This is a genomic window from Rhizobium sp. SG_E_25_P2 (assembly GCF_029892285.1).
Lineage (GTDB): Bacteria > Pseudomonadota > Alphaproteobacteria > Rhizobiales > Rhizobiaceae > Rhizobium_E.
Genome location: NZ_JARXVM010000014.1, coordinates 135,158 through 157,038, shown reverse-complemented (window position 1 = coordinate 157,038; position 21,881 = coordinate 135,158). Strand labels below are relative to the sequence as shown.

27 protein-coding genes are annotated in these 21,881 nt (G+C 61.5%); 14 read left to right on the top strand and 13 right to left on the bottom strand.

Translation table 11 applies throughout. The features are described from left to right. The first annotated feature begins 143 nt into the window (after positions 1 to 143). From M2360_RS19170 to M2360_RS19155, 4 genes are all read left to right on the top strand, one after another. A complete protein-coding gene (locus M2360_RS19170; RefSeq protein ID WP_280776864.1) occupies positions 144 to 467 on the top strand; it encodes a type II toxin-antitoxin system PrlF family antitoxin in 324 nt (107 codons plus the stop codon). Next, a complete protein-coding gene (locus M2360_RS19165) occupies positions 457 to 960 on the top strand; it encodes a type II toxin-antitoxin system YhaV family toxin (RefSeq protein ID WP_280776863.1) in 504 nt (167 codons plus the stop codon). The genes M2360_RS19170 and M2360_RS19165 overlap by 11 nt, the downstream gene beginning before the upstream one ends. A 240-nt stretch (positions 961 to 1,200) precedes the next feature. Further along, positions 1,201 to 2,004, top strand: a complete 804-nt coding sequence (gene blaOXA / locus M2360_RS19160) for a class D beta-lactamase (protein ID WP_280776861.1) — start codon at positions 1,201 to 1,203, stop codon at positions 2,002 to 2,004. Between the two features lie 38 nt (positions 2,005 to 2,042). Then, a complete protein-coding gene (locus M2360_RS19155; RefSeq protein WP_280776859.1) occupies positions 2,043 to 2,933 on the top strand; it encodes a LysR family transcriptional regulator in 891 nt (296 codons plus the stop codon). Positions 2,934 to 3,012: 79 nt separating this feature from the next. Here the strand turns inward: M2360_RS19155 and M2360_RS19150 are convergent, their stop codons facing one another. The 3 genes from M2360_RS19150 to M2360_RS19140 are packed head-to-tail and all read right to left on the bottom strand — an operon-like array spanning position 3,013 to position 3,994. Beyond that, a complete protein-coding gene (locus M2360_RS19150; protein ID WP_280776857.1) occupies positions 3,013 to 3,327 on the bottom strand; it encodes a type II toxin-antitoxin system RelE/ParE family toxin in 315 nt (104 codons plus the stop codon). Next, a complete protein-coding gene (locus tag M2360_RS19145) occupies positions 3,328 to 3,588 on the bottom strand; it encodes a type II toxin-antitoxin system ParD family antitoxin (RefSeq protein ID WP_280776856.1) in 261 nt (86 codons plus the stop codon). Positions 3,589 to 3,631: 43 nt separating this feature from the next. After that, a complete protein-coding gene (locus M2360_RS19140; protein ID WP_280776854.1) occupies positions 3,632 to 3,994 on the bottom strand; it encodes a hypothetical protein in 363 nt (120 codons plus the stop codon). A gap of 20 nt (positions 3,995 to 4,014) precedes the next feature. Here M2360_RS19140 and M2360_RS19135 point away from each other — a divergent pair, with 20 nt between their 5' ends. After that, the gene (locus tag M2360_RS19135; RefSeq protein ID WP_280776853.1) at positions 4,015 to 4,266 is read left to right on the top strand and encodes a hypothetical protein; all 252 of its coding nucleotides are present in this window, start codon (positions 4,015 to 4,017) and stop codon (positions 4,264 to 4,266) included. Between the two features lie 22 nt (positions 4,267 to 4,288). On the opposite strand, the gene M2360_RS19130 is transcribed toward M2360_RS19135, so the two are convergent. From M2360_RS19130 to M2360_RS19110, 5 genes are all read right to left on the bottom strand, one after another. Further along, positions 4,289 to 5,002: a ParA family protein gene (locus tag M2360_RS19130; RefSeq protein WP_280776852.1), complete on the bottom strand. Its 714-nt coding sequence runs from the start codon at positions 5,000 to 5,002 to the stop codon at positions 4,289 to 4,291. 151 nt (positions 5,003 to 5,153) lie between these two features. After that, complete coding sequence (locus tag M2360_RS19125) at positions 5,154 to 5,912, bottom strand: YoaK family protein (protein WP_280776851.1); 759 nt, start codon at positions 5,910 to 5,912, stop codon at positions 5,154 to 5,156. Positions 5,913 to 5,986: 74 nt separating this feature from the next. Continuing rightward, positions 5,987 to 7,288 (bottom strand): diguanylate cyclase, encoded by a 1,302-nt coding sequence (locus M2360_RS19120; protein WP_280776883.1) that lies wholly within the window; start codon positions 7,286 to 7,288, stop codon positions 5,987 to 5,989. Between the two features lie 171 nt (positions 7,289 to 7,459). Next, positions 7,460 to 8,095, bottom strand: a complete 636-nt coding sequence (locus tag M2360_RS19115) for a DUF1109 domain-containing protein (RefSeq protein WP_280776849.1) — start codon at positions 8,093 to 8,095, stop codon at positions 7,460 to 7,462. Beyond that, complete coding sequence (locus M2360_RS19110) at positions 8,092 to 8,652, bottom strand: sigma-70 family RNA polymerase sigma factor (protein WP_280776848.1); 561 nt, start codon at positions 8,650 to 8,652, stop codon at positions 8,092 to 8,094. The genes M2360_RS19115 and M2360_RS19110 overlap by 4 nt, the downstream gene beginning before the upstream one ends. A 211-nt stretch (positions 8,653 to 8,863) precedes the next feature. On the opposite strand from M2360_RS19110, the gene M2360_RS19105 reads away from it, so the two are divergent. From M2360_RS19105 to M2360_RS19085, 5 genes are all read left to right on the top strand, one after another. Further along, on the top strand, positions 8,864 to 9,124 hold the full coding sequence (locus M2360_RS19105) for a DUF2282 domain-containing protein (protein ID WP_280776847.1): 261 nt from the start codon (positions 8,864 to 8,866) through the stop codon (positions 9,122 to 9,124). A gap of 57 nt (positions 9,125 to 9,181) precedes the next feature. Further along, complete coding sequence (locus tag M2360_RS19100; RefSeq protein ID WP_280776846.1) at positions 9,182 to 9,460, top strand: DUF2282 domain-containing protein; 279 nt, start codon at positions 9,182 to 9,184, stop codon at positions 9,458 to 9,460. A gap of 279 nt (positions 9,461 to 9,739) precedes the next feature. Continuing rightward, entirely contained in the window at positions 9,740 to 10,591 is an 852-nt protein-coding gene (locus tag M2360_RS19095; RefSeq protein WP_280776845.1) for a DUF692 domain-containing protein, read from the top strand. A gap of 7 nt (positions 10,592 to 10,598) precedes the next feature. Further along, positions 10,599 to 11,363, top strand: a complete 765-nt coding sequence (locus M2360_RS19090; RefSeq protein ID WP_280776843.1) for a DNA-binding domain-containing protein — start codon at positions 10,599 to 10,601, stop codon at positions 11,361 to 11,363. After that, a complete protein-coding gene (locus M2360_RS19085; protein WP_280776842.1) occupies positions 11,360 to 11,824 on the top strand; it encodes a DoxX family protein in 465 nt (154 codons plus the stop codon). Before M2360_RS19090 ends, M2360_RS19085 begins: the two co-directional genes overlap by 4 nt. 6 nt (positions 11,825 to 11,830) lie before the next feature. On the opposite strand, the gene M2360_RS19080 is transcribed toward M2360_RS19085, so the two are convergent. The 3 genes from M2360_RS19080 to M2360_RS19070 are packed head-to-tail and all read right to left on the bottom strand — an operon-like array spanning position 11,831 to position 14,669. Beyond that, positions 11,831 to 12,466: a LysE family translocator gene (locus tag M2360_RS19080; protein ID WP_280776840.1), complete on the bottom strand. Its 636-nt coding sequence runs from the start codon at positions 12,464 to 12,466 to the stop codon at positions 11,831 to 11,833. 54 nt (positions 12,467 to 12,520) lie between these two features. Continuing rightward, positions 12,521 to 13,585 carry a hypothetical protein gene (locus M2360_RS19075; RefSeq protein WP_280776839.1) on the bottom strand — a complete coding sequence of 355 codons (1,065 nt, stop codon included), beginning with the start codon at positions 13,583 to 13,585 and terminating at the stop codon, positions 12,521 to 12,523. Between the two features lie 25 nt (positions 13,586 to 13,610). Beyond that, positions 13,611 to 14,669 (bottom strand): hypothetical protein, encoded by a 1,059-nt coding sequence (locus M2360_RS19070; protein ID WP_280776837.1) that lies wholly within the window; start codon positions 14,667 to 14,669, stop codon positions 13,611 to 13,613. 214 nt (positions 14,670 to 14,883) lie between these two features. On the opposite strand from M2360_RS19070, the gene M2360_RS19065 reads away from it, so the two are divergent. Next, entirely contained in the window at positions 14,884 to 16,020 is a 1,137-nt protein-coding gene (locus M2360_RS19065; RefSeq protein WP_280776835.1) for a calcium-binding protein, read from the top strand. 58 nt (positions 16,021 to 16,078) lie between these two features. Here the strand turns inward: M2360_RS19065 and M2360_RS19060 are convergent, their stop codons facing one another. Further along, positions 16,079 to 17,194, bottom strand: coding sequence for an AAA family ATPase (locus M2360_RS19060; RefSeq protein WP_280776833.1), 1,116 nt, complete (start codon positions 17,192 to 17,194; stop codon positions 16,079 to 16,081). 256 nt (positions 17,195 to 17,450) lie between these two features. Further along, positions 17,451 to 17,927: a YcgN family cysteine cluster protein gene (locus tag M2360_RS19055; RefSeq protein WP_280776832.1), complete on the bottom strand. Its 477-nt coding sequence runs from the start codon at positions 17,925 to 17,927 to the stop codon at positions 17,451 to 17,453. Between the two features lie 92 nt (positions 17,928 to 18,019). Here M2360_RS19055 and M2360_RS19050 point away from each other — a divergent pair, with 92 nt between their 5' ends. From M2360_RS19050 to M2360_RS19040, 3 genes are all read left to right on the top strand, one after another. Further along, positions 18,020 to 20,194, top strand: a complete 2,175-nt coding sequence (locus tag M2360_RS19050) for a PBP1A family penicillin-binding protein (protein ID WP_280776831.1) — start codon at positions 18,020 to 18,022, stop codon at positions 20,192 to 20,194. Positions 20,195 to 20,289: 95 nt separating this feature from the next. Continuing rightward, a complete protein-coding gene (locus M2360_RS19045) occupies positions 20,290 to 21,102 on the top strand; it encodes a hypothetical protein (RefSeq protein ID WP_280776830.1) in 813 nt (270 codons plus the stop codon). Then, positions 21,096 to 21,668, top strand: coding sequence for a type II toxin-antitoxin system VapC family toxin (locus M2360_RS19040; protein ID WP_280776828.1), 573 nt, complete (start codon positions 21,096 to 21,098; stop codon positions 21,666 to 21,668). The genes M2360_RS19045 and M2360_RS19040 overlap by 7 nt, the downstream gene beginning before the upstream one ends. Positions 21,669 to 21,881 lie beyond the last annotated feature (213 nt).

The window sequence follows — 21,881 nt, the reverse complement described above, 5'->3', positions numbered from 1 at the left end:
ATCTCGAGAGCCGTTTGTTCGGGAGCGGGTTTCTTCAACATGTCCCAGTGAATCACAAACCCCTGGATGTGGCCAGGGGTTTGTCAGCAGTCTGAGTAATGCATCTGCATTACCTTTTTGCCATCCCCATTGCGAGGCGAGAGATGAGCGCTGTTGTCGACGAGCTTTCCAGACTGACCGAACGCTATCAGACCACCGTGCCGAGCGGCGTGCGCCGGCATCTCCGGCTCGGCAAGGGCGACCAGATCCGCTACAGCACCGACGCCAGCGGTCGCGTCTATATCGAGGCCGTGCGCGAGGAGGCCGATCCGGCGCTCGGGCCGTTCCTCGATCTGCTGGAAAAGGATCTTGCGGATCGTCCCGAGCGGCTGAGGGCCGTCGATGCGGCGCTGGTCGAGCGCATTGGCGCGCTTGTGGGCGGTGTCGACGTCGATCTCGACGCGCCGCTGTCGCCCGATGACGAGTAGCGCGCCGCTCACGGTCAATGGCTGGTCGATCTACGCCCATCCGCTGTTTCTCGACGCCGTCGCGGCGCTGATCGCCGAGGTCGAACAGAGGAAGGCGGGCGACCCCAAGGGCTATCGCGACAAGAACGGCGCCAAACGCCTCGCCGCCATCCTGAAACTGATCACCGAGGTCATTCCCGCCGATCCCGCCCATCCCGCCTTCCGCCGGGGCGATACGCTCGGCGCAGACCGCAAGCGCTGGTTCCGCGCCACATTCTTCCAGCAATATCGCCTGTTCTTCCGCTTCGACAGCGAAAGCCGCGTCATCGTGCTCGCCTGGGTCAATGACAACAGGACCCTCAAAGCCTATGGCTCGAAGACCGACGCTTATGCCGTGTTCCGCTCGAAGCTGGACAACGGCAATCCGCCTGATGATGTCGACGCCTTGATCAAGGCCGCGCGGGCGGCCAGCGGTTCGTTCGGGGCGATGATCGAGGCGGCGCGGGACGTGTGATTGACCAAACCGGAGTGACGCGCGCGCATCGCGTCGCCGACACGATCGCTTTGAAGCGACTTTACGCCGCCCGGCCCGCCTTGCAGAGATGCGCCCGCCGGCTTTCCGTCTTTACCAGCGCATGCGCGCCTTTGCTGAGGATGTCGACATTCCAATTTGCGGCGCACACTATTCCTTATCGGACTTGGACACCGCCGATGCGGAAACGCTACGAAGGCGAGAGCCAACCGAGAGACTTCGATGAAAAAACTGATAGCGACCGTTTTCACCGTGATGTTCTTCACGGCGCAGCCCTGCTGGGCGGACACCAAAATCATCTGCACGCTGGTCGTTTCGGCGCAGACGGGCAAAAGTCTTGTCGAGGACGGCGCCTGCGACGCGCGGATGTCGCCGGCATCGACATTCAAGATCGCCATCAGCCTGATGGGCTTCGACGCCGGCATTCTCCAGACTGCGCAACAGCCTGTCTGGCCGTTCAAGGAAGGCTATCTGGACGGGCGGCCGGAATGGCGGCGCTCGCAAACGCCGCAAAGCTGGATGCGCGAGTCCGTCATCTGGTATTCGCAGCAGATAACCCTCAGGCTGGGCGCGGAAAAATTCGACGCCTATGTCCGCGCCTTCGAATACGGCAATCAGGATGCGTCCGGCCAGCCCGGCAAGCGTGACGGTCTCACCCATGCCTGGCTGAGTTCCTCTCTGCAGATCTCTCCCCGAGAGCAGGTCGGGTTCCTTGGAAAACTGCTGCGCCATGAGCTTCCGGTCAGTCAAGGAGCCGTATCGAACACCCGCGCTATCCTCGATCAGGGCCTCAAAGGCCAGTGGCGCGTGTTCGGCAAAACCGGCGCTGGCGGCGCAAGAGGAAAAGACGGCAAACTCAAGCCGCCCTTGTTCGGCTGGTTTGTCGGTTGGGCGGAAAAGGGAAATGAAACGGTCCTGTTCGCCCGGCTGATCGAGGATTCGGAACGCCAGCCGACGCCCTCGGGTTTCCGGGCGCGTGACGGATTGATGCAAGATCTGTTTTCAACCAACGGCGCTCTGGAATAGGGTCGGCGGGCGCGATCCTGCGCCCCCTGGGACGAAAGATGAATATCAAGCTGCTTCACGATTTCCTCTGCGTCGCCGACACCATGAATCTGACCGCGTCCGCCGAGGCGCGAAACACCACCCAGCCCAATCTCAGCAAGCGCATTCGGCAGCTGGAGGCGTGGCTGGGACGCGACCTGATCGATCGCCGCACCCGTCCATTCGCCCTGACCAAGGCGGGCGAAGACCTCGTGCCGATCGCAAGAAGCATCGTCACCCAGCTCGAGGACTACCGGGCGGCCGATACGCCGCACGGCGCCATGAGCAGGCTGGTCAGCATCGCCATGCCGCACAGCGCGACATTCAGCATTTTTCCGGCGTTCAAGCAGCGGATCGCCAGGCAGGTTCCAAAGGCCAGCTTCGCCACGCGTCTGGCCAATCATGATGTGGTGGCGCGGATGCTGGCGCGCTCCGAATGCGATCTCGCTCTGGCGGCCTTCCACCCCGCCACGCCGCAGGCGGAAGAATTTTCCGTCCTCAAATCCGCCGAAGTCGCCCGCGAGCGACTGGTCATCGTCGCGTCTCCGGACGCCCGCGACGAGCAGGCGCTGCCTTTGCACATTTCGCATCGCCAGACCTATATCGGCCAGATCTGGCAGAACTGCAAAATAGCCCTGCCGGTCACCCGGGAGATCGAGCATGGAATGGCGGCCGACATCAGGGCCTATTGCTTGAGCGGCGACGGACGCGGCGTGGCGCCGGAGACGCTGGTGGAGGCCGATATTGCCTCCGGCAAGCTGAAAATATGCGTTCCTGACGCCGATCTTGCCTATTCCTATTCGCTCTATTGCGCGCCCGAGGCCGGCGCCGAGGCGAGGACGATCTGGAAGGCTGCGCGGGCGGCGGGCGGGGCGCTGGGGGCGATGGTGGGGGCGGTGCGGGATGTGTGATGGGATTGATGCTCCTGTGGCCCGGCCATGACCGCGTTGTCACGTGTCCCTCTATGCGCAGGCCAGATTTCGTGTCGCTCTAATCCGGAAACATCGTCTCCCAAACAACCTCGATATCGCGATGGCCTTCGACGACCGCCACGACCTCGAGCAGCGCGTCGCGATATCGAAACAGGATCACATATCCTTTGAAAGCCATGCAGCGGACATCAGGATGCAATTCGGGTCGCGCGCGACCGATCATGCCCGGCTGGCTCGCCGCATGTCGGGATTTTCTGCGCAATTGCTCGATGAAATCACGGGAGACGTTGACGCTGCCGCTACGGGGCGCGCGAAAATCGAAAAGTGCGACGAGGTCTGCGGCGGCGCTCGGAAGATAGACCAGCCGCCGCAATCACATGCCTTCGCGCAACAGCGCTTCGGCTCGATCGGTCAAAAGAGCGTCCAGTTCCGGCTCGGACACCGCGCCGCCTTCGGCAATGGCGCCGGTCACCTTGGCCCTGAGCGCCTGCAGCCTGCCGTCCCGCTCCTCGATCAGCCGGAGACCTGCCGTCACCACGTCCTCGGCAGAGCGGAAGCGGCCGTCCTCGACCGCGTCCTCCACGAATTTCGTCCAGTGCTCGTCCAGAGAAATTCTCTTTATGGCGCTCTCCATCCGGGAAAATATAGTCGATCCCCTTCAGGCGCGCAATCAAGCCTTACAGCCGCCTTACGCCGTCGGGCGGTTTTGCGGCGGGTGGTGCAGGCAATGCGGGGTCATCCCTTTTCCGCTTGACTATGAAGATGTCCTCAAGCGCCCGGGTCTGCTTGGGCAATATCCGTGGATCAGCGCTGAGGACATCGACATCGTTCTCGATGCGGTTTTTGGATGCGCGACCCTCACCAGCCCGTGGTTCCGGTTTCGTCCTTTTCTCGATGACCCCAAGGATGATCTTTACGTCGAATGCGCGCTGGCGGCGGGCGCCGCCGTCATCGTCAGCCAGGACAAGCATTTCGACCATCCGAGTCTGCGCGCCTTCGGACTTGTCGCAATGAACGCGCGGGACTACCTTGTTCGACATCACGACAGGAGCAATCCCGAATGAACACCACCTATCCGCTGCCGCTCGACGAACGCCTGATGGAGGAGGCGAAGCGCGCCGCAAACGAAGACGGCGTCACGCTCGACGCGCTTTTGTCTGGCTTGATCTCCGACGGCATGGCGCGGCGCGATGCGCTGCAAGCGTTGAAAATGCGAGCCAGGCGAGGCGACCCCGCTCTGGCGCTCGCCATTCTCGACCGCGTCCCTGATGTCGCCCCAAACGAAAACGACGCGCTGATCGCGCGTCGCTGATTTCGTCACTTATGGGCGCGCCTTACGCCGCCCGGCCCCAGCCGAAGAAGGTCTTGCGGCGGGTGGTGCGGATGACGCGGGCCGGGAGAAGCCGCATGATTTCGGCGGCGAATTCGCGGGCGTTGGCCTGGGCGCGGTCGAGATTGGAGGTTTTCGCCGGGTCGAGATCGTAGATGGTCACGCCATGATCGAACATTTCGCGATAGGCGCCGCGTTCGACGATCGGCGTGGCCAGCACATTGACGTTGCGCTGGGCGAGCATGCCCTTGATGACCAGAAGCGAATGCGTGGTCACCATCGGGTTGACGCGCGAGAGCAGCACCGAATGCGGAATGTCGAAGCCGGTCTCTGTCTTGATCTGCTTGATCAGGTCGAGGATCTTCATCGCGCCCTTGGCGTCCATCGCCGAACCCTGCACCGGGATCAGCACATGATTGGCGAAGGCCAGCGCGGTGGCGGTCAGCTGGTTGCGCTCGCCGGCCAGATCGATGATGAAATATTCGTCGGACTCCATGTCCCGGATCTGACATTCCAGCGAGGCCGGCGTCACGCGGGTGACGAGCGACAGCAGGCCTGCAGGCCGGGCGACATTGTACCATTCCGAAAACCAGGCCTGGGCGTCGCTGTCGAACACGGTGACCTTGTGGCCGCAATGGGCGAGTTCGACCGCCAGCAGCACCGCCGCCGTTGTCTTGCCTGCTCCGCCTTTGGTGTTCGCGATTGTAATGACTGGCATATTAGAGACCCCTTAGAATGCGATGCCCATGCCCCCATGGTTTATAAATGGTTGCATTTCAGAGTTAACGAAGAGTTACCGCGAACGAATGGGAATTAAGCATTAACAAATGAGGGGCCGATAGCCCGGGGCAAGCGCAACTGTCGCTACGTCAGGCTTGCCGGTCCTTGGGGCGAAAAACCGCCTTGAGATCCTCCAGGATCGGCGCGATCGCCAGCGCCGCCACCAGCGCGGCCAGCGCATAGGCCGCCGTGAACCCTGTGGTCATGAAGGCTTTTGCGCCCAGCACGCCGCCTGCAAAGAACAGGCCGATCAGGCTGGCGAGCAGGCCGAGCTTGTCGCGGTCGGCCCGGACCGGCGGCAGCGTCGAGCCGGCTCCGTTTACGTAAAGCGCCTTGCCGATCTCGATGCCCATGTCGGTGACAAGGCCGGTGATATGGGTGGTGCGGATGCGCGCCTGCGACAATTTGGTGATGATGGCGTTCTGCAGGCCCATGATGAAGCACAGCAGCATCACGGTCAGGGGAACCAGCGCCCAGGCCCAGCTCTGCAGCCTCGGGCCGATCAGCGCAAACAGCGCCAGAAGCACGGCCTCCAGCATCAGCGGCAAGGCGTATTCGCTGCGCAGGCCGCGCCGCCGCGCCCAGTTCACCAGAATGGCCGATGTCGCCGCCCCCGCCACGAAAGCGAGAAACGCCGACAGACCGGCCCCGACCAACGCCGCCTGTCCCAGCGTCAGATGATCGGCCATGGCCGAGACGATGCCGGACATATGCGAAGTATATTGCCCCACCGCCATGAAGCCGCCGGCATTGGCGGCGCCAGCGGCGAAAGTCAGGCAATAGGCCAGATGCCGGTCGGCGCGGGCCGAACGTTGGGGAGCTGAGAGAGCGCGAAAGGCGGCGAGCATGGGGGCGGCGCGGTGTTGAGAACTGTCAAGACGAGGATAGGCCCCGGCCGCCGCCCGACGCAAGGAAAAACGCGTTACGCGAACGACCGGTCCGACACGACCCGGTTGCGGCCGCCGCTTTTGGCCAGATAGAGCATCTGGTCGGCGGCGTTGAGCGCGTTGGACAATGTCTCGCCCGGATCGAGTTCGGCGAGCCCGATCGAGATCGTCGCGGCGATCGGTTGTTCGGCCCCGTCGAAGCGGCTGGCGGCGAAATGGGTGCGCAGCGCCTCCGCCGAGGCTTCGGCGCCGATATCGGTCAGCTCGGTGGAAAGCACCACGAATTCCTCGCCGCCGAAGCGGGCGCAGAGCGAGCCGGTCAGTTCGGCATGGGCGCGGATCAGCCGGGCGGCGCCGACGAGCACCTTGTCGCCCGCTTCATGGCCGTGGGTGTCGTTGATCTGCTTGAAATGGTCGACATCGACGATGAACACCGAGCCGCGCCGGCCCGACGCCTTGAGCTCGCGAAGTTTCTGACCGGCATGGTCGAAAAAGGCGCGGCGGTTGTACAGTCCGGTCAGCGGATCATGCTCGGCGAGATGCCGCAGACGCTTGATCTGGCTGAGCGTCTCCACATGCGCGTCGAGCCGGCATTGCAGCTCTTCGGTCACGAAAGGACGGTAGAGGAAATCCGAGGCGCCGGCCTTCAGAAAGGCGGCGGCCAGCATGCGGTCGGACGAGGCGGAAACGCCGATCAGCCGGATGCGGTCGGAAGGATGCGTCTCGCGGATCTTGCGGATCAGCTCATAGCCGTTCATGCCCGGCATGTAATAATCGACGATCACCAGTTCGATGCCGCCAGCGTCGATGCGGCGCATGGCGTCTTCGGCGCAACTGGTCTGCAGGACGGTGAAATTCTGTCGCGTGAGGATTTCGCTCAGCTTGCTTCGGCCGGAGGCGCTGTCGTCGACCACCAGAACCGTGACATCGCGATTGGCGATGAACTTGGCGATGGCCGCCGTCACCAATTGCGCGGCATGCGCATTGTCCTTGACGAAATAATCGACGAGATGCTGGCGCGCGAAGCGGCTGCGCAGCTTGGGATCGAATGTGGCGGTCAGCAGGATGAACGGCGTCTCGGCCTTTTCCGCCAGCGGTGCGATTTCGCCGTCCGGCGCGTCGGGCAGGGTGCGGGCGGCAACCACCAGAGTGAAACGCCGCGCCGTCAGCGCCGCGCGCGCCTCCGCGAGCGAATGACAACTGACGACATCGACGCCGGCCTCGGCCTCGATGCGCGTCTTGAGCAGCAAATTGAGCGATTCCGAGCCCTCGACGAGCAATATGGTCGGGCGCGCGTCCGCCGACTTCCGAGAGGCCGGCCCCTGATTTGCAGACATCAACACGCACGCACTCCTGACACGGTTCGGGCGTCGATCTGAGCCCCCAAGATCTGAGTTACATCGGCTTTCGGTTAGAGATCGGTGAACAATCGCCCCGCAGATTTAATGTAAATTGCTCATACTCCCGAAAATGATCAGTGATTTTCGCGGCCTGCGCGTGGAAATCTCTCACCACCGCAAGGCGCGGGCGCCGATCAGGCTGCCCGCGAGCGTGACGATCAGGATCGACAGCATGTACCAGCAGGCCACGAAAAGCGGGCTGTCGTCGGGGCAGTGCCAGGCATAGATCGCCGCCGCCGCAGCCCCGGCGGCCAGGCCTGCGCCGGCGCCGGCGAGGGCTGGATGGTCCGGCGCGCCGCGCTTGAGCGCCAGCATCAGGCCGGCAAGCGGCAGGAGCGACAGGCTGGGGATGGCGGCCATGCAGAAGCGGGCGTGTTGGCCGAGCAGGCTTTGCGTCCAGGATGCGCGGGGCAGGGCGGCCAGTTCCGCAGCCACGCCGCCGAGAAGAACGAGAACGGCCAGGCCGAGCAGAAGCAGCGCAGGCCGGAGTGCTGCGCCGGGTTCGCCGACGCGGCGCGCGAGCAGGATGGCGGCGGCGGCCAGGAGCAGCGTCACCGTGATCTTGAAGGCGACGCGCGGCGTGGCGATCATCACGGCGATGTCGGGCCTTAGCCCGACCAAGACGATCAGCAGCAACAGCGACGCCAAGGCGCCAAGCGCCAGCCATCCGGCAAAAGCGGGGCCGAGCGGCTTGGCGGTTCCGGCGTCTTTCGCCATCAGGGCGATCAGGTCTTCGGTCTTCATTCCATCGTGCTCCGATAAAGGGCGGCCAGCGTTTTCAGCGCCCTGTGCAGGGCCACGCGCACCGCGCCCTCCGTCATGTTCAATCGCGCCGCCGTCTCGCGCACGTCCCGCCCTTCGAGCGAAATGGAGCGCACGATGTCGCGCTGCGGATCCTTGAGCCGGTCCAGGAGACGGCTGGCGTCGCCCAGATCCCGCTCGGTGTCTGCGCCGTCGAGGGCGGCGAGCGTTTCCGCCACATCCTCGATCGGGATATCGACGCGCCGGCCTCTTCGGCGCATGGCGTCGATCAGTCTGTTGCGCGTGATCGCCGCAAGCCACGGGCCGATCGGCCGGGCGGGATCCCACGAGCCGCGCTTGAGATGCACGCTGAGCAGCACCTCCTGCACGATGTCCTCCGCCAGGCTCTTGTCGGCGCCGAACATGTCGCAACGCCGGCGCGCCAGCGCCCTGAGATGCGGGGCGACATCGTTGAGAAAGGCGTGATAGGCCCGCTCGTCGCCCGAAAGCGCCGCGCGCATCCACGCCGCCCATTGCTGCTCCCGCGCCGAAATCGTCACGCTTCAATCCCCCTACGCATGCGCCAGCGCCTTTATTACAGTCGAACCATGAAAAAATTCAAATTTAGCCAGTTCATGATCACGCTTGCGTGTCGTTTGCGTGAAACCGAAATTTTCCGAAAAAAATTCGCGAGCGCTGTAACGAAGCCGCCCATGGCGCCGTACTCCCTCATGCAGGCCGATGATTGGCCGCCAAATCGGAGACAGATCGATGAACAAGACCATGCTGACTTTGACCCTCGCCGGCTCTCTCGCCTCCGCGCTCGCCGCCGCTGTTCCGGCCGCCGCCGCCGACACCGAAAAGTGCTACGGCGTTGCGCTGAAGGGTCAGAACGATTGCGCCGCCGGCAAGCATGACTGCGCCGGCCATTCCAAGGTCGATTACGACAAGGCCTCCTTCAAGCTGGTGCCTGCCGGCACCTGCGCCAAGATGGAGACGCCCAATGGCATGGGCTCGCTGACCCCGGCCTGATCCTGTTTCCGACACTCCGCTCACCGAAACCCACCTTAGCTTGACTGGGAGACCCACATGAACTTCGTCAACACCGCCGTCCTCGCCGCTTCCGTCGCCGCCGCTCTCACGGCCGCCGTCACCACTCCCGCCGCTGCCGCCGACAAGGAAAAATGCTACGGCGTCGCGCTCAAGGGCCAGAATGACTGCGCCGCCGGCGCCGGCACCACCTGCGCCGGAACCTCCAAGGTCGACTATCAGAAAAACGCCTGGAAACTGGTTCCGGCCGGCACCTGCGCCACGATGAAAACGCCTGACGGCATGGGCATGCTGGAGCAGGGCCCGGCGCCGATGTGATCGCGCTTTGACGGCGTGCGCGGCGACCCCCTCTGCCCTGCCGGGCATCTCCCCCTCAAGGGGGGAGATTGGCTGTGGCGAGGGCGTGCTCCGCCCCTCATCCCCCTGCCGGGACCTTCTCCCCGCGCATGCGGGGAGAAGGAGGATGGAGCGCCGACATTGCCACGATCGTCCTTCTCCCCGCAGGCGCGGGGAGAAGGTGGCGGCAGCCGGATGAGGGGCTGTGCACGCAGTCAACCCCTGGACTACACCCTCGACACCTCATAAGGAGACCCGATCATGCGACAGACGCTGCTTCCCGCCCGGCCGGGCGTCGGCTTCAAGCCGGAGCATTTTTCCGAGATCGACCGGGAGCGCCAGCCGCTCGGTTTCTTCGAGGTGCATGCGGAAAACTATATGGGCGCGGGCGGGCCGCCGCATGCGCGGTTGACGAAGCTCAGGCAGGATTACGCGCTGTCGGTGCATGGCGTCGGCCTGTCGATCGGCGGCGCTGACCCGCTCGACCGGGAGCATCTGGCGCGGCTTAAGACCGTCTGCGACCGCTACCAGCCGGAGAGCTTTTCCGAACATCTGGCCTGGTCGAGCCATGGCGAGAATTTCTACAACGATCTTCTGCCCTTGCCCTATAACCAGTCGACGCTCGACAGCGTCATCCGCCATGTCGACCAGGTGCAGGAGGTGCTCGGCCGGCGGATGCTGCTCGAAAATCCCGCCACTTATCTGTTGTTCGAAGCCAGCGACATCGAGGAAACCGAGTTTCTCAGTGAGATCGCCCGGCGCACCGGCTGCGGGCTGCTGCTCGACATCAACAATGTCTTTGTCGCCGCCGCCAATCACAATCTCGATCCGCGCGCCTATCTCGCCCGCTTTCCGCTCGCCCATGTCGGCGAGATCCATCTGTCGGGCCATTCCGAGACCGAGGACGAGCATGGCGCAGCCCTGCTGATCGACAGCCACGACACGCCGGTGAAAGATCCGGTCTGGACGCTCTACAGGGAAACCATCGCGAAGACCGGGCCGCTGCCGACGCTGATCGAATGGGACAATGACGTGCCTGATTGGGCGACCTTGCGCGCCGAAGCGATGGCCGCCGGCGCGATCCTCGACCGCGCCCGCGCTTTGGCCGCGTGAGGCGACGATGCAGATCCACCAACAATTCGCCGCAGCGCTGCTGACCCCCGAGGAAACGCCGCCCGAGGGCCTCACCGCCTGGAGCGGGCCGGTGGGCCGGCGCTTCCGCGTCTATCGCGACAATGTCGCAATCGGGCTCAGGAATGCGCTCGCCAGCCGTTTTCCGGTGGTCGAGAAACTGGTCGGCGACGCCTTCTTCGCCGCCATGGCCGAGATCTTCGTCGCTGCCCATCCGCCGCGCTCGCCGCTGCTGCTGAATTACGGCGACGAGCTGCCGGAGTTTCTTGAAGGTTCCGAACCGGTGGCGGAACTGCCTTATCTTGCCGACGTCGCGCGGCTGGAGATCGCCCGCTCGCGCGCCTATCACGCCGAGGACGCCGATCCCCTTGATCCGCAAACGCTCGCCGCTGTCCCGCCTGAACGGCTGGCGGAGATCCGCTTTCGCGCCCATCCGTCGCTCGCCGTGATCAGTTCCCCGCATCCGATTGGCGCGATCTGGGCGATGAATTCGGGCGAGGCCGAACCCGGCCCGATCGCCGATTGGCGAGCGGAGGAGGTGCTGGTCTGCCGCCCGCATATGCTGGTGGAAATCCGCGTGCTGCCGGCGGGCGGAGCGTTGTTTGTCGGCGCACTCGCCAAGGGCGCGACGCTTGGCGAGGCCTATGCGACGGCCGCTGCAAGCGTCGCCGATTTCGACCTGACCCTGCATCTGACCGGCCTGATCCAGGCCGGATGTTTCACCGCGCTCGAACCTTTGGAGCCTCTGTCATGAGCCTGACCGCATCCGCACTGTCTCTCTATGATCGCGCTTTGCGGCTGGCGGAGGCCGCGCCGCTCTGGCCGGTGTCGCTGATTGCGCGGCTGTCGATCGCCGCGGTGTTCTGGCAATCCGGCCAGACCAAGGTCGACGGCTTCATGGTCAATGACAGCGCCATCTTCCTGTTTGAAAACGAATACAAATTGCCGCTGCTCGATCCCTTGCTGGCCGCCCATCTGGCTGCTTTCGCCGAACACTTCTTTCCCATCCTGCTGGTGCTGGGGCTGGGCACGCGGTTTGCGGCGCTGGCGCTTCTCGGCATGACGCTGGTGATCCAGATCTTCGTCTATCCCGGCGCCTGGCCGACGCATGGAACCTGGGCCGCTTGCCTGCTGCTGATTGCGCTGCGCGGTCCGGGACCGGTGTCGCTCGATCACTGGCTGTTTGCCCGCCGGCGACCGGCTGCCGCGATGTGAGCGGGTTCAGGCGCGGCTGCTGGTCAGGATGAACCAGACGGCGACGCCGAACAGGCCGACAGACAGGATCTTGCGGGCGATCTCGGCCCGGCGCGGCTGCATCAGCAGCGGCGCGAGCGTGGCGGCGAGCAGCACGATACCCGCATGCACCGAGGTGGCCACCACGACATAGGCCGCTGTCAGCGTCCAGGTCTGGGCGGCGACGGCGTGATCGGGGGTGATGAAGCCCGGCAGAACGGCGATATAGAAGACGGCGGCCTTGGGATTGAGGAGATTGGCGATGAAGCCGCGCGCGAACGCCCGCCGCTCGCCGCCGCCGTCCTCCCTTTCGCCGCCGCGCCAGCCTTCCCAGGCGAGATAGACCAGAAACGCCGCGCCGGCCCAGCGCAGGATCTCGTAGGCCAGCCGCGAGGATTGCACGATTTCCGAGACGCCGAGCGCGCCAAGCGCGCCGAGAAGCGCAAGCCCGAGCCCGACGCCGGCCACCGCCATCAGCCCGCGCGCCCGTCCTTCCGCCAATGTCAGGATGGCGAGCCAGGTCATGTTCGGTCCGGGCGTCAGCTCGATCAGCAGGCTGGCGAGCAGGAAGGGCAAGAGGCCATGCGGCAGGTCCGGCAAGAGGCGCAACTCCTGAAACGACATCGGGGCCTCCCATAGGAAGGCCCCGACGCGGCAAATGCAATGTGCTGGATCAAATCAGGCTGAAGCCGCGCCCACCAGCGGCGTCAGGTCGACATCGTCGCGATAATCGTCGATCGTGGCGAGGATGAAGTCGCGCGCCGCGGAAGGCAGGTCGGCGCCGCGGCCGGCAAGGTCTGTCTTGAGGCGGACGGCGGCGGCGTTGTCGGCGGCGGCGAAGACGCGGGCGACCTTTTCGATGTCGGCGACGTCATAGCCGACGAAATCGGCGATGCGGGCGGCCAGCAGATCGAGATCGCCGAGCATGTCTTCTTCATAGCCGAGGAACAGCGGCTGCGCCAAACCTTCGCGGGCGCAGATCCGCCAGCTAACATAGAATTGCACCAGCCAGGGCGTCCAGCGATAGGCGAGCAGCGTCAGCCGCTCGTCGCGCGACAGCATGTGGAAGCCGGTCGGCAGGCCGTCGGTGAAATAGGCTGGATAAAGGCCGTTCTGGGCGGCGCGAGCGGCGAGCGCCGCGTCATCCAGCGCTATGATCGTATCGGCGATCGACCTGATGGTGACGATGGGCTGTATGCCATAGGTGGACATCAGCCTGGACATGAAGGGCGTGCAGCGCACCGCATGCGCCGCACAGTAGCCATGCATGTTCAGCCCGTTCTGGATCAGCGCCAGTTCGTCGAGTTCCTGCTCGCGCAGTTCCGCTCCCTGCAGCGTGGCGGCGGCGCCGTCGAGCGTGGTGGCGTAGAGGCAGGCCTCGGGGAGGCCCGCAGCGCGCACCAGCGCGCTCTGAATGAGATCGGCGCCGGAATGCGGCGCGCAGGCGATCAGCACATTGCTCTGCTTGGCCTTTTTGGCGGTGAGCTTGGCGCGCATGATGATTTCGGCGAAATCCTCGAGCGGCACGGCGAGATCATTGGCGGCCTGATCCGGCACTTTCGGCAGGAAGAACGGATTGGCCAGGCTCATGGCGGTGGCGACGGCGAGCGCCCGCTGCGGCGGAAAGCGCAGGATGAAGGCGTTGCCGACATCGAGCATTTCCCGGCCATCGGGATTGCGCGACATCCAGGTCATCATCGGCCGGATCTGGCCTTCGAGATCATTGGCGGCGTTTGCGTGCATGATGGGTCCTTAAATCGGATTGCGCTCAGCCGCCAATCAGCGGCGTGAGATCGACATCGTCGGCATAGGCGGAGGCGACCGCCAGAACATGGGCGCGCACCGCTTCGGGAAGATCGCGGCCGCGACCCGCGACACCCTTGTTGAGGCGCTTGGCGGAGGCGTCGGAACGATCCTCGAAGGCTGCGGCCAGCCTGAGCGCGGCGTCGCCGGAAGCGCCGACATAGTCGACGATGCGCGCGGCGAGCGCTGACTTTTCGCCGAGGAAATCGGCGTCATAGCTGATCCACAGCGGCTGTACGAAGCCCATCGCCTCGCATTGGCGCCAGCTGACATAGAATTGCGTCAGCCAGGGCGCCCAACGCCGCGCCAGCATCATCAGCCGCGCCTCGCGGTCCTTCAGATGATAGGATCGCGGCATGGCGTCGTTGAAATAATTGCTGACCGTGCCGGGCAGGCCCTTGCGCCATTCCACCACCATGTCGTCCATCGACACCAGCGTGTCGAAGATGTTGCGATAGGTGACGATCGGGCGGATGCGATAGATTTCGACCAGCCGGGCAAGATAGGGCGAGCAGCGGGCGTGGTGCTGGGTGACGTAACCGCGGCCATTGAGGCCGGCGCGCAGAAGCGCCAGTTCGTCCGGCTCCTGCTCGCGCAGATTGGCGCCCAGCGCCGAGCCCGACATCGGGTCGGTGGTGGCGGTGAACAGGCTGGCGGTCGGCAGATCGAGCGCCGCGCGCAGCGCGCCCTGAATGAACGTGGACGCCGATTTCGGCGCGCAGGCGAGCAGGATATTGCTCTTGCCGGCGCGATTGGCCGTCAGCTTGGCGCGCATCGCATATTCCGCCAGCGTGCCGATATGGACGGCGATGCGTGCGGCGGCCTCATCCGGCATCTCGGGCAGGTAGAAGGGATTGGCGTAGCTCATCAGGCCGGCCATTTCCACGCCGCGCTCCGGCGGCATGGAATAGACCAGGCTGTCGGCGACTTCCATCATCCGCTTGGGCTCGCCGATGCGGGCGATATCCGCCATTGTCTGGCGGATCCGCTGATCCACGTCTTCCTTGCGCGCCAGATTATCCATGCAGAATCCCCACTGAGCAAACCTTCGTCCCAGCCTATGGGGGCAAACTTTCGCGAAACTGTCGCTGGGGCTGGCGCGGCGGGCTCCGGGGACCGGCCTGCGAGGGTTTGCCATAGTTTTCCGCGCCTGTGCGGCATTGACGGCGCCGAAAGGGGCGACATAGTGTCGGCCCAAATCGCCGCGCCCAGCCGGGCCGCCATCGGGAGCAGCCGCCATGTCCTTGAAGTCAGTCCTCGCCGCCGTCAACATCGACAAGGACTTTTCCGACGCCGATGAAAAGGCCATTCTCGCCGTGATCCGCGAAGCCTATAAGGAATCCTCGATCGGCCGGGAGATGCTGGAGGACTGGGTGACCGGCGCGGGCCAGGAGATCACGGTGAATTATGAGAAGGGCGCTTTCTACGCCTATCTCAATTCCGGCGACATCTATATCGACCTCGACGAACTCGACAACGCCCATTACATCGACCGGCATGGCAATGCGGTGAAAGACACGCCGTTCACCGCCATCATCCATGAACTCGGCCATGCGCTCGAGGGCTATGAGGACAACTGGACGATCCGCAATCCGGCCGGCGACAACCAGGCTTTCGTCAACACGATCTACGCCCAGGCGGGCTATACCCGGCAACTTGCCTATATGGCCTATGACGCCTCGGGCGAGGTGATCCAGGCCGGCGTCAGCTATACCGACGGCAAGCGCATCGACAATGCCTGGGCGCATAAATGGAGCAGCCTGCCGGACAATTACGACACGACCAATGGCGGCAAGATCACCGAGGCTTACCGCGATCTCGTCATCGGCAGCAACGGCGCCAATGTGCTGAAGACAGGCGCGGGCGCTGACTTCATCTATGGCCTTGAGGGCGCGGACCGTCTGCTGGGCGGCGACGGCGGCGATGTGCTGGCCGGCGGGCAGGGCGCCGACAGGCTCTCGGGCGCCGGCGGCGTCGACTTTGCCAGCTACAAGCTGGCCGCCAAAGCCGTGACCGCCGATCTCTCCGACGCCTCCGACAATTCCGGCGAGGCCAAGGGCGACGTCTACAATGCGATCGAAGGCCTGATCGGCTCGGTTTTCGCCGATTTTCTCTCCGGCGACGACGGCCGCAATACACTCGAAGGCCGTAGCGGCGCCGACCGTCTCGACGGCGGCAAAGGCAACGACACGCTGATCGGCGGCGCCGGCCGCGACCGGGCGATCTTCTCCGGCGACCATGACGACTATGTGATCGACCTCGACACTCTCGTGATCTCCGGCGGCGGCGAGGGACGGGATACGCTCAAAGGCGTGGAACTGGCGGTGTTCGACGACGGCGTGGTGGATCTGGCGACGGGGGATTTTATGGTGTGAGGGGCAAAGGAGGTTTTGGAGTGATCGGACGGGTGATTTGTAAGTCCAGTTGCGTCTCCTACTGGGTGACGGTCGGAAAATCTTGAATCATGTGGATTACGGCTTTTGCAAGTCGCTCGTAAACCTTGTCAGCTTCCTCGATGTTGACCTTGATGCCGTACTCTTTTCCGTTTTGATCGTTCCGCATCCAGCGAGCGCCGCTCCAATGACCGTCGGATGCATTTAACTCAAAGATCGGTTTCGATAATTTTTGAGACACTGGAATAAGGCCGCTAAAATTCTGTACACCCGCCAGATGATATGGCTTGTCATAATCAGCAGCATCTAAGAAGATTTTTTCGTCGATTATCATGTCCTTGCTTTTAAGTATTGGGACAAGTCGATCTGAAACAATATATTTTATTCTGTCAAGCCATTCGGCGTATGCTTTTGACATTGTTTTTTGATCTGCTGGTTCTGACCCGTTATCAACGGTGTAGACGCGGTAATTTTGAGAAATATATCCAAGCATCTTCGGGTTGTTCACAGGAAGAGAATCTTGCCCTCCGTCTTTAAATTTAGCGATCTCGTCAACCCATCGTGGAAAAACATTGCTCAGTGAATCGATGGCCTGATAGCAATAGAAATCAGGGGAGACAGGGATGATAAAGTAATCAGAGCTCATAAGTACGCAGTGGTTGGTAGCCGATACGCTTGGGCTCATGTCAATTAGAACTATATCAATCGAGTTTTCTTTCGAAATCCGCCGAATTAATTCATTGAATGCGCTTACAAATCTGCGGAGGATGGGAATGGTCGAGCTGCTGGTGAGTGCCGTTGCTATCTGGGTGTCAATTTCAGAGAATCTTATGTTGCCAGCTAGTATAAACAAGTTTGGATTATTTGTTTTGGTAATCGGTGTTTTTTCACCTTGAGAAGACACAGTATCCCCATCAAGCGCAAAGACCGGTGCTAGACTACTGAATATATCAGTATTCTGTTTGTTGTGGTAAAAAGCAAAAAGTGAATCATAATCTTCAATGCCCAGAGTGAGGCCGGTTAGGTTACATTGCGGGTCTGCGTCCACAACAAGAACGCGTTTGCCCAAGCTAGCTAACTTCCAACCAAGATGAAAAGTTGTGGTTGTCTTGCTTACGCCGCCTTTGTGATTAAAGAGTGAAACTACTTTGGTCACCGGAATCTCCCCAAAAAAAATGACAGTGAACGAATCTTATAATAGCTATCCTGCCATGGAAGGCACCCAGATTGCTATATTGAGTTTTCAACATCATGAGTTGCGCGCAGCTGAATTCGTAGGCGCGCTTGCGTCACTCTGTTCATGTTCAATGTCGGGGCGAGCTAAAGATGGTCTAAGTAGTGAGCTTGCCGCGGTCACAGAGATGACTTGAGGATTTGGTTAGCTCTTGCTTTGCAGGCTCAATTTACACTCACTACCCGTCCGGATCCTGCATCGGCCAGTCCACTTCGTGCTCCTCGTAATCCTCCCAGTCGACATCCTCCTCGTTGATCGTGCGGTCGCGGACGGAGATGCCGGCGGCATGCACCGTGTCGGGGTCGCCGGAGATGAGGGGGTGCCACCAGGCGAGATCGCGGCCTTCCTTGACGATGCGGTAGCCGCAGGTGGGGGGCAGCCAGGTGAGGGTTTCGACTTCCTCGATGGTGAGCCGGATGCAATCGGGCACATGTTGCTGGCGATTGACGTAATCCATGCAGCGACAGCTATGCGGATCGAGCATCTTGCAGCGGATATTGGTGAAGACGATCTCGCCGGTGTCTTCGAACTCCACCTTGTTGAGACAGCAGCGGCCGCAGCCGTCGCACAGGCTTTCCCATTCCGTATCGGTCATTTGGCGCAGCGTCTTGGTCTTCCAAAATGGCGCCGTATTTTCCAGTTCTGTGTCGGTCATCGCGGTGGTATAGAGAAAGCCGCCCGGTTTAGAAATATCCTAAAGAACCAGAAGCCCGATTTTCCATTGCTTTGACGGACGCGTGAATTTCCATGGCCGACGACCCGCAGAAAGAACGAGAACCGCGCCTGAAGAAGCATATCCTGCTGCGCATCGACGCCTGGATCGATTCGACCTTGTGGAACGCCTCGTTCCATTTCGTCGACTGGTGGGAAGACGTCACGATTTTCTTCCGCAAATTCAAGGTGAAAGGCTGGAAACGGCTGCCGGTGGAACTGGCCGGCGAGGCGCTCACCTGGGGGGCGGTCGGCATGGTGGCGATGCTGGCGCTGGCCAAGCCCGCCTTCGAGATCGCCAAGAGCGACTGGCGCAAGAAGCAGGATTTCGCCGTCACCTTTCTCGATCGCTACGGCAATGTGATCGGCCATCGCGGCATTATCCATGAAGACTCGGTGCCGATCGACGAATTGCCGGACGCGCTGGTCAAAGCGGTGCTGGCGACCGAGGACCGGCGGTTTTTCGACCATTTCGGCATCGATTTTCTCGGCCTGATCCGCGCCATGAGCGAAAACGCCCGCGCCGGCGGCGTGGTGCAGGGCGGCTCGACGCTGACCCAGCAGCTGGCGAAAAACCTGTTTCTCTCCAACGAGCGGACCTTCGACCGCAAGATCAAGGAAGCCTTCCTGTCGCTGTGGCTCGAGGCCAATTATTCCAAGAAGGAAATCCTGTCGCTCTATCTCGACCGCGCTTATATGGGCGGCGGCACATTTGGCGCGGCGGCGGCGGCGCGCTTCTATTTCGGCAAGGAAATCACCGATTTGACGCTGGCCGAAAGCGCGATGCTGGCCGGCCTGTTCAAGGCGCCGGCCAAATATGCGCCGCATGTGAACCTGCCGGCCGCCCGCGCCCGCGCCAATGAAGTGCTGACCAATCTCGTCCAGGGCGGGCTGATGACCGAAGGCGAGGTGATCGAGGCGCGGCGCAACCCGGCGACGGTGGTGGATCGCGGCGCCCAGGAAGCGCCCGACTTCTTTCTGGACTGGGCCTATGAGGAAGTGCTGAAACAGGCGCGCGATTACACCGACCATTCGCTGGTGGTGCGCACCACCATCGACATGGGCCTGCAGCACGCCGCCGAACAGGCTGTCGAAACCGGGCTGCGCCAATATGGCGAGAGCTATCGCGTCAGCCAGGGCGCGCTGGTGATGATCGAAAATGGCGGCGCCGTGCGCGCCATGGTCGGCGGCCGCGATTATGGCGAGACGCAGTTCAACCGCGCCACCCGCGCGCTGCGCCAGCCGGGCTCGTCCTTCAAGATCTACACCTATTCGCTGGCCATGGAGAAGGGGCTGACGCCGACCACGGCGATCACCGATGCGCCGATCTGCTGGGGCAACTGGTGCCCAGGCAATTACGGCAATTCCTATGCCGGCCGCATCGATGTGCAGACGGCGATCGCCAAATCGATCAACACCATTCCGGTGCGCTTCGCCAAGGAGAAGTTCGGCAAGGACGGCATCCAGCAGATCATGGACGAGGCGAAGAAATTCGGCGTCGAAACCCCGATCCGCAAGGATGTGACCATTCCGCTCGGCAGTTCCGAAGTCACCGTGATGGATCAGGCCACGGCTTACGCGGTGTTTCCGACCGGCGGCTTCGAGTCGCGCCGCCATGGCGTCGAGCAGATCATGGATTACGACGGCAAGGTGCTCTACGACTTCAGCCGTGATGCGCCGCCGGCCAAACGCGTCCTGTCCGAAACCGCCGCCGCCTATATGAACCAGATGCTGACCCGCATCCCTTACGTCGGCACGGCGCGGAAGGCGGCCGTCGACGGCGTGCTGACCGCCGGCAAGACCGGCACGACGCAAGCCTATCGCGACGCCTGGTTCTGCGGCTATACCGGCAATTACGCCGCCGCCATCTGGTTCGGCAATGACGACTACACCTCCACCAACAACATGACCGGCGGCTCGCTGCCCGCCATGACCTTCAAGATGCTGATGGATTACGCCCATCAGGGCGTGGAGCTCCGCGCCATTCCCGGCGTCGAAAACCCGTTCCCCGAAGCCGAAAAGCGCGACCCGGCGGTGGTGGCCGAGGAAGCCCGCAAAAAGGCCGAAGACGCCGCCCAGGCCGGCCTGCCGGTGTTCGAGCGCCCGCGGTTGCTGTCGACGGCGACCAGCCGGTTGTTGAGGGAGTTGGGCGAGAAGATGAAGACGGCGCCGGAGTTGAAAGCGCCGGAGACGGTGGCGGAGGCGGGGTGAGGGGGAGCTTCTAGTTTTCGCCCTAAACGTCTCTGGAAGCGTCCTTTACAAGATCAATTTTAGCGTGTATTTTTGACGCTAGAGAGGTGACCCAGATGAGGCCGGAGCTCGGCAAGATTTGGTTTAAAATGTATGGACTTGCTCATGAGCGGAACGGGCAGGTGAGAGCTGATGTATTTGCAAAAAAGCTTGCTCTGTTAGCAAAGGGCCTGCGCGCTGCGGATCAATATGTCAATGGCGGCAAAAGCGTAAACTATTTGATTTCCGATTTGCAGTACGGAAGCGCCGTCGCTCATATAGTTGAAGTCGAATGTAATATTAATCGCCGCGCTCAGGAATCCAGTATCCGGGAATGGCATTCTGTTGTCAGAAATGTGAATCAAGGATGGGGAATTTCCAGAGAGCTTCCGAGAAGCTTGGTAAAAACTATAGCTGATTTGGGTAATGGATCCGGAAAGACGTTTTCGCATGCTGAGCTAGGAGCTAGCGACGATGCGCAAAATGTAATCCGTATTGATCAGTTTTTCGATAAAAAGGCTGATCGTGCCTTAGAAGATCTGAATCGAAATTCTGCGTCCGCGGGCATTTTTCGTGGAACTGCGCTTGGCACCTTTGATGGAACACTAAAAGAGGTCGATCTAAGAGGGACGGTCGCCAGCGCCAAACTCATCCTGAACCTAGGCGACAAAGAGATTGACTGCACTTGCAACTCCGTAACAGTCCAGAACCTCAAAGAGGCGCTTGATAATCGCGTTACTGTTTCTGCCTTAGCTTACTATAATGGCAATGATCGGCTTCCTGAGCAAATTGAGATAAAGAAGATCAAGCTGCTGGGTAGTGGCTCTGGTTTGCGGAGATGGCGTGGACAGTTCAATTTGAACTATGCTGGTGCGGAGGATGTATGGTAACCGCAGGGCAGAGTTATTTTTGGGATTCATGTGTTTTTATTGCCTTTCTCAATAATGATCGATCCTCGTATGATGTAGAAAGCCTTGAGGCGTTCCTCAAAGACTCTGAAGCGAGTGGAGGGCCCAGGATATTTACATCCAGTATAGCTTTGGCAGAAGTCTCACCTGGTAAGCTAAAGAATTCCGCCCATTCTTCATTTTCATCGTTCCTGAATGATTTCAGGAATTCTATTTCCGTCGTCGACACCTCGCCGTTTATAAATATTAACGCCGGCCTCCTTAAAGACGTAAGATATAAAAAGGGAGCTTCCGATAAGCGAATATTGACCACCGGCGATGCAATAATGTTGGCTACAGCTTTAGAGATTGAGGAAACATACGGAATAAAATTAGACGCCTTCCATACATATGATAATGGTCGCGGCAAAGGAAATCCGGAAGGTAGAGGCGTGCCTATCCTGGGATTCCATGAGTGGTTGGACGATGTTCCAGAAACAGATCTGATTAAACGGGTGGTTGCCTTAAATCGGGTAAAGCCAATTCATCCCGAGCCAAGTCTGATTTAACTGTAATGTACGCTTGGAATTCAGCAAGCATTTTGCCGATAATAAAGATCGCACCTTCTATGCTTGAAAAAGTCACATAAGAGAAAATAGGAAAAAAGTCCTTTACGGCGTGACGGTGATTTGGTAGGGTTATGACATGATCCGGTATTTGCGGCTCGGGACAGGCTCCTGGGGGCGGCGAGGGCCGGGAAATGGTGGATAGGACAAGGCGTG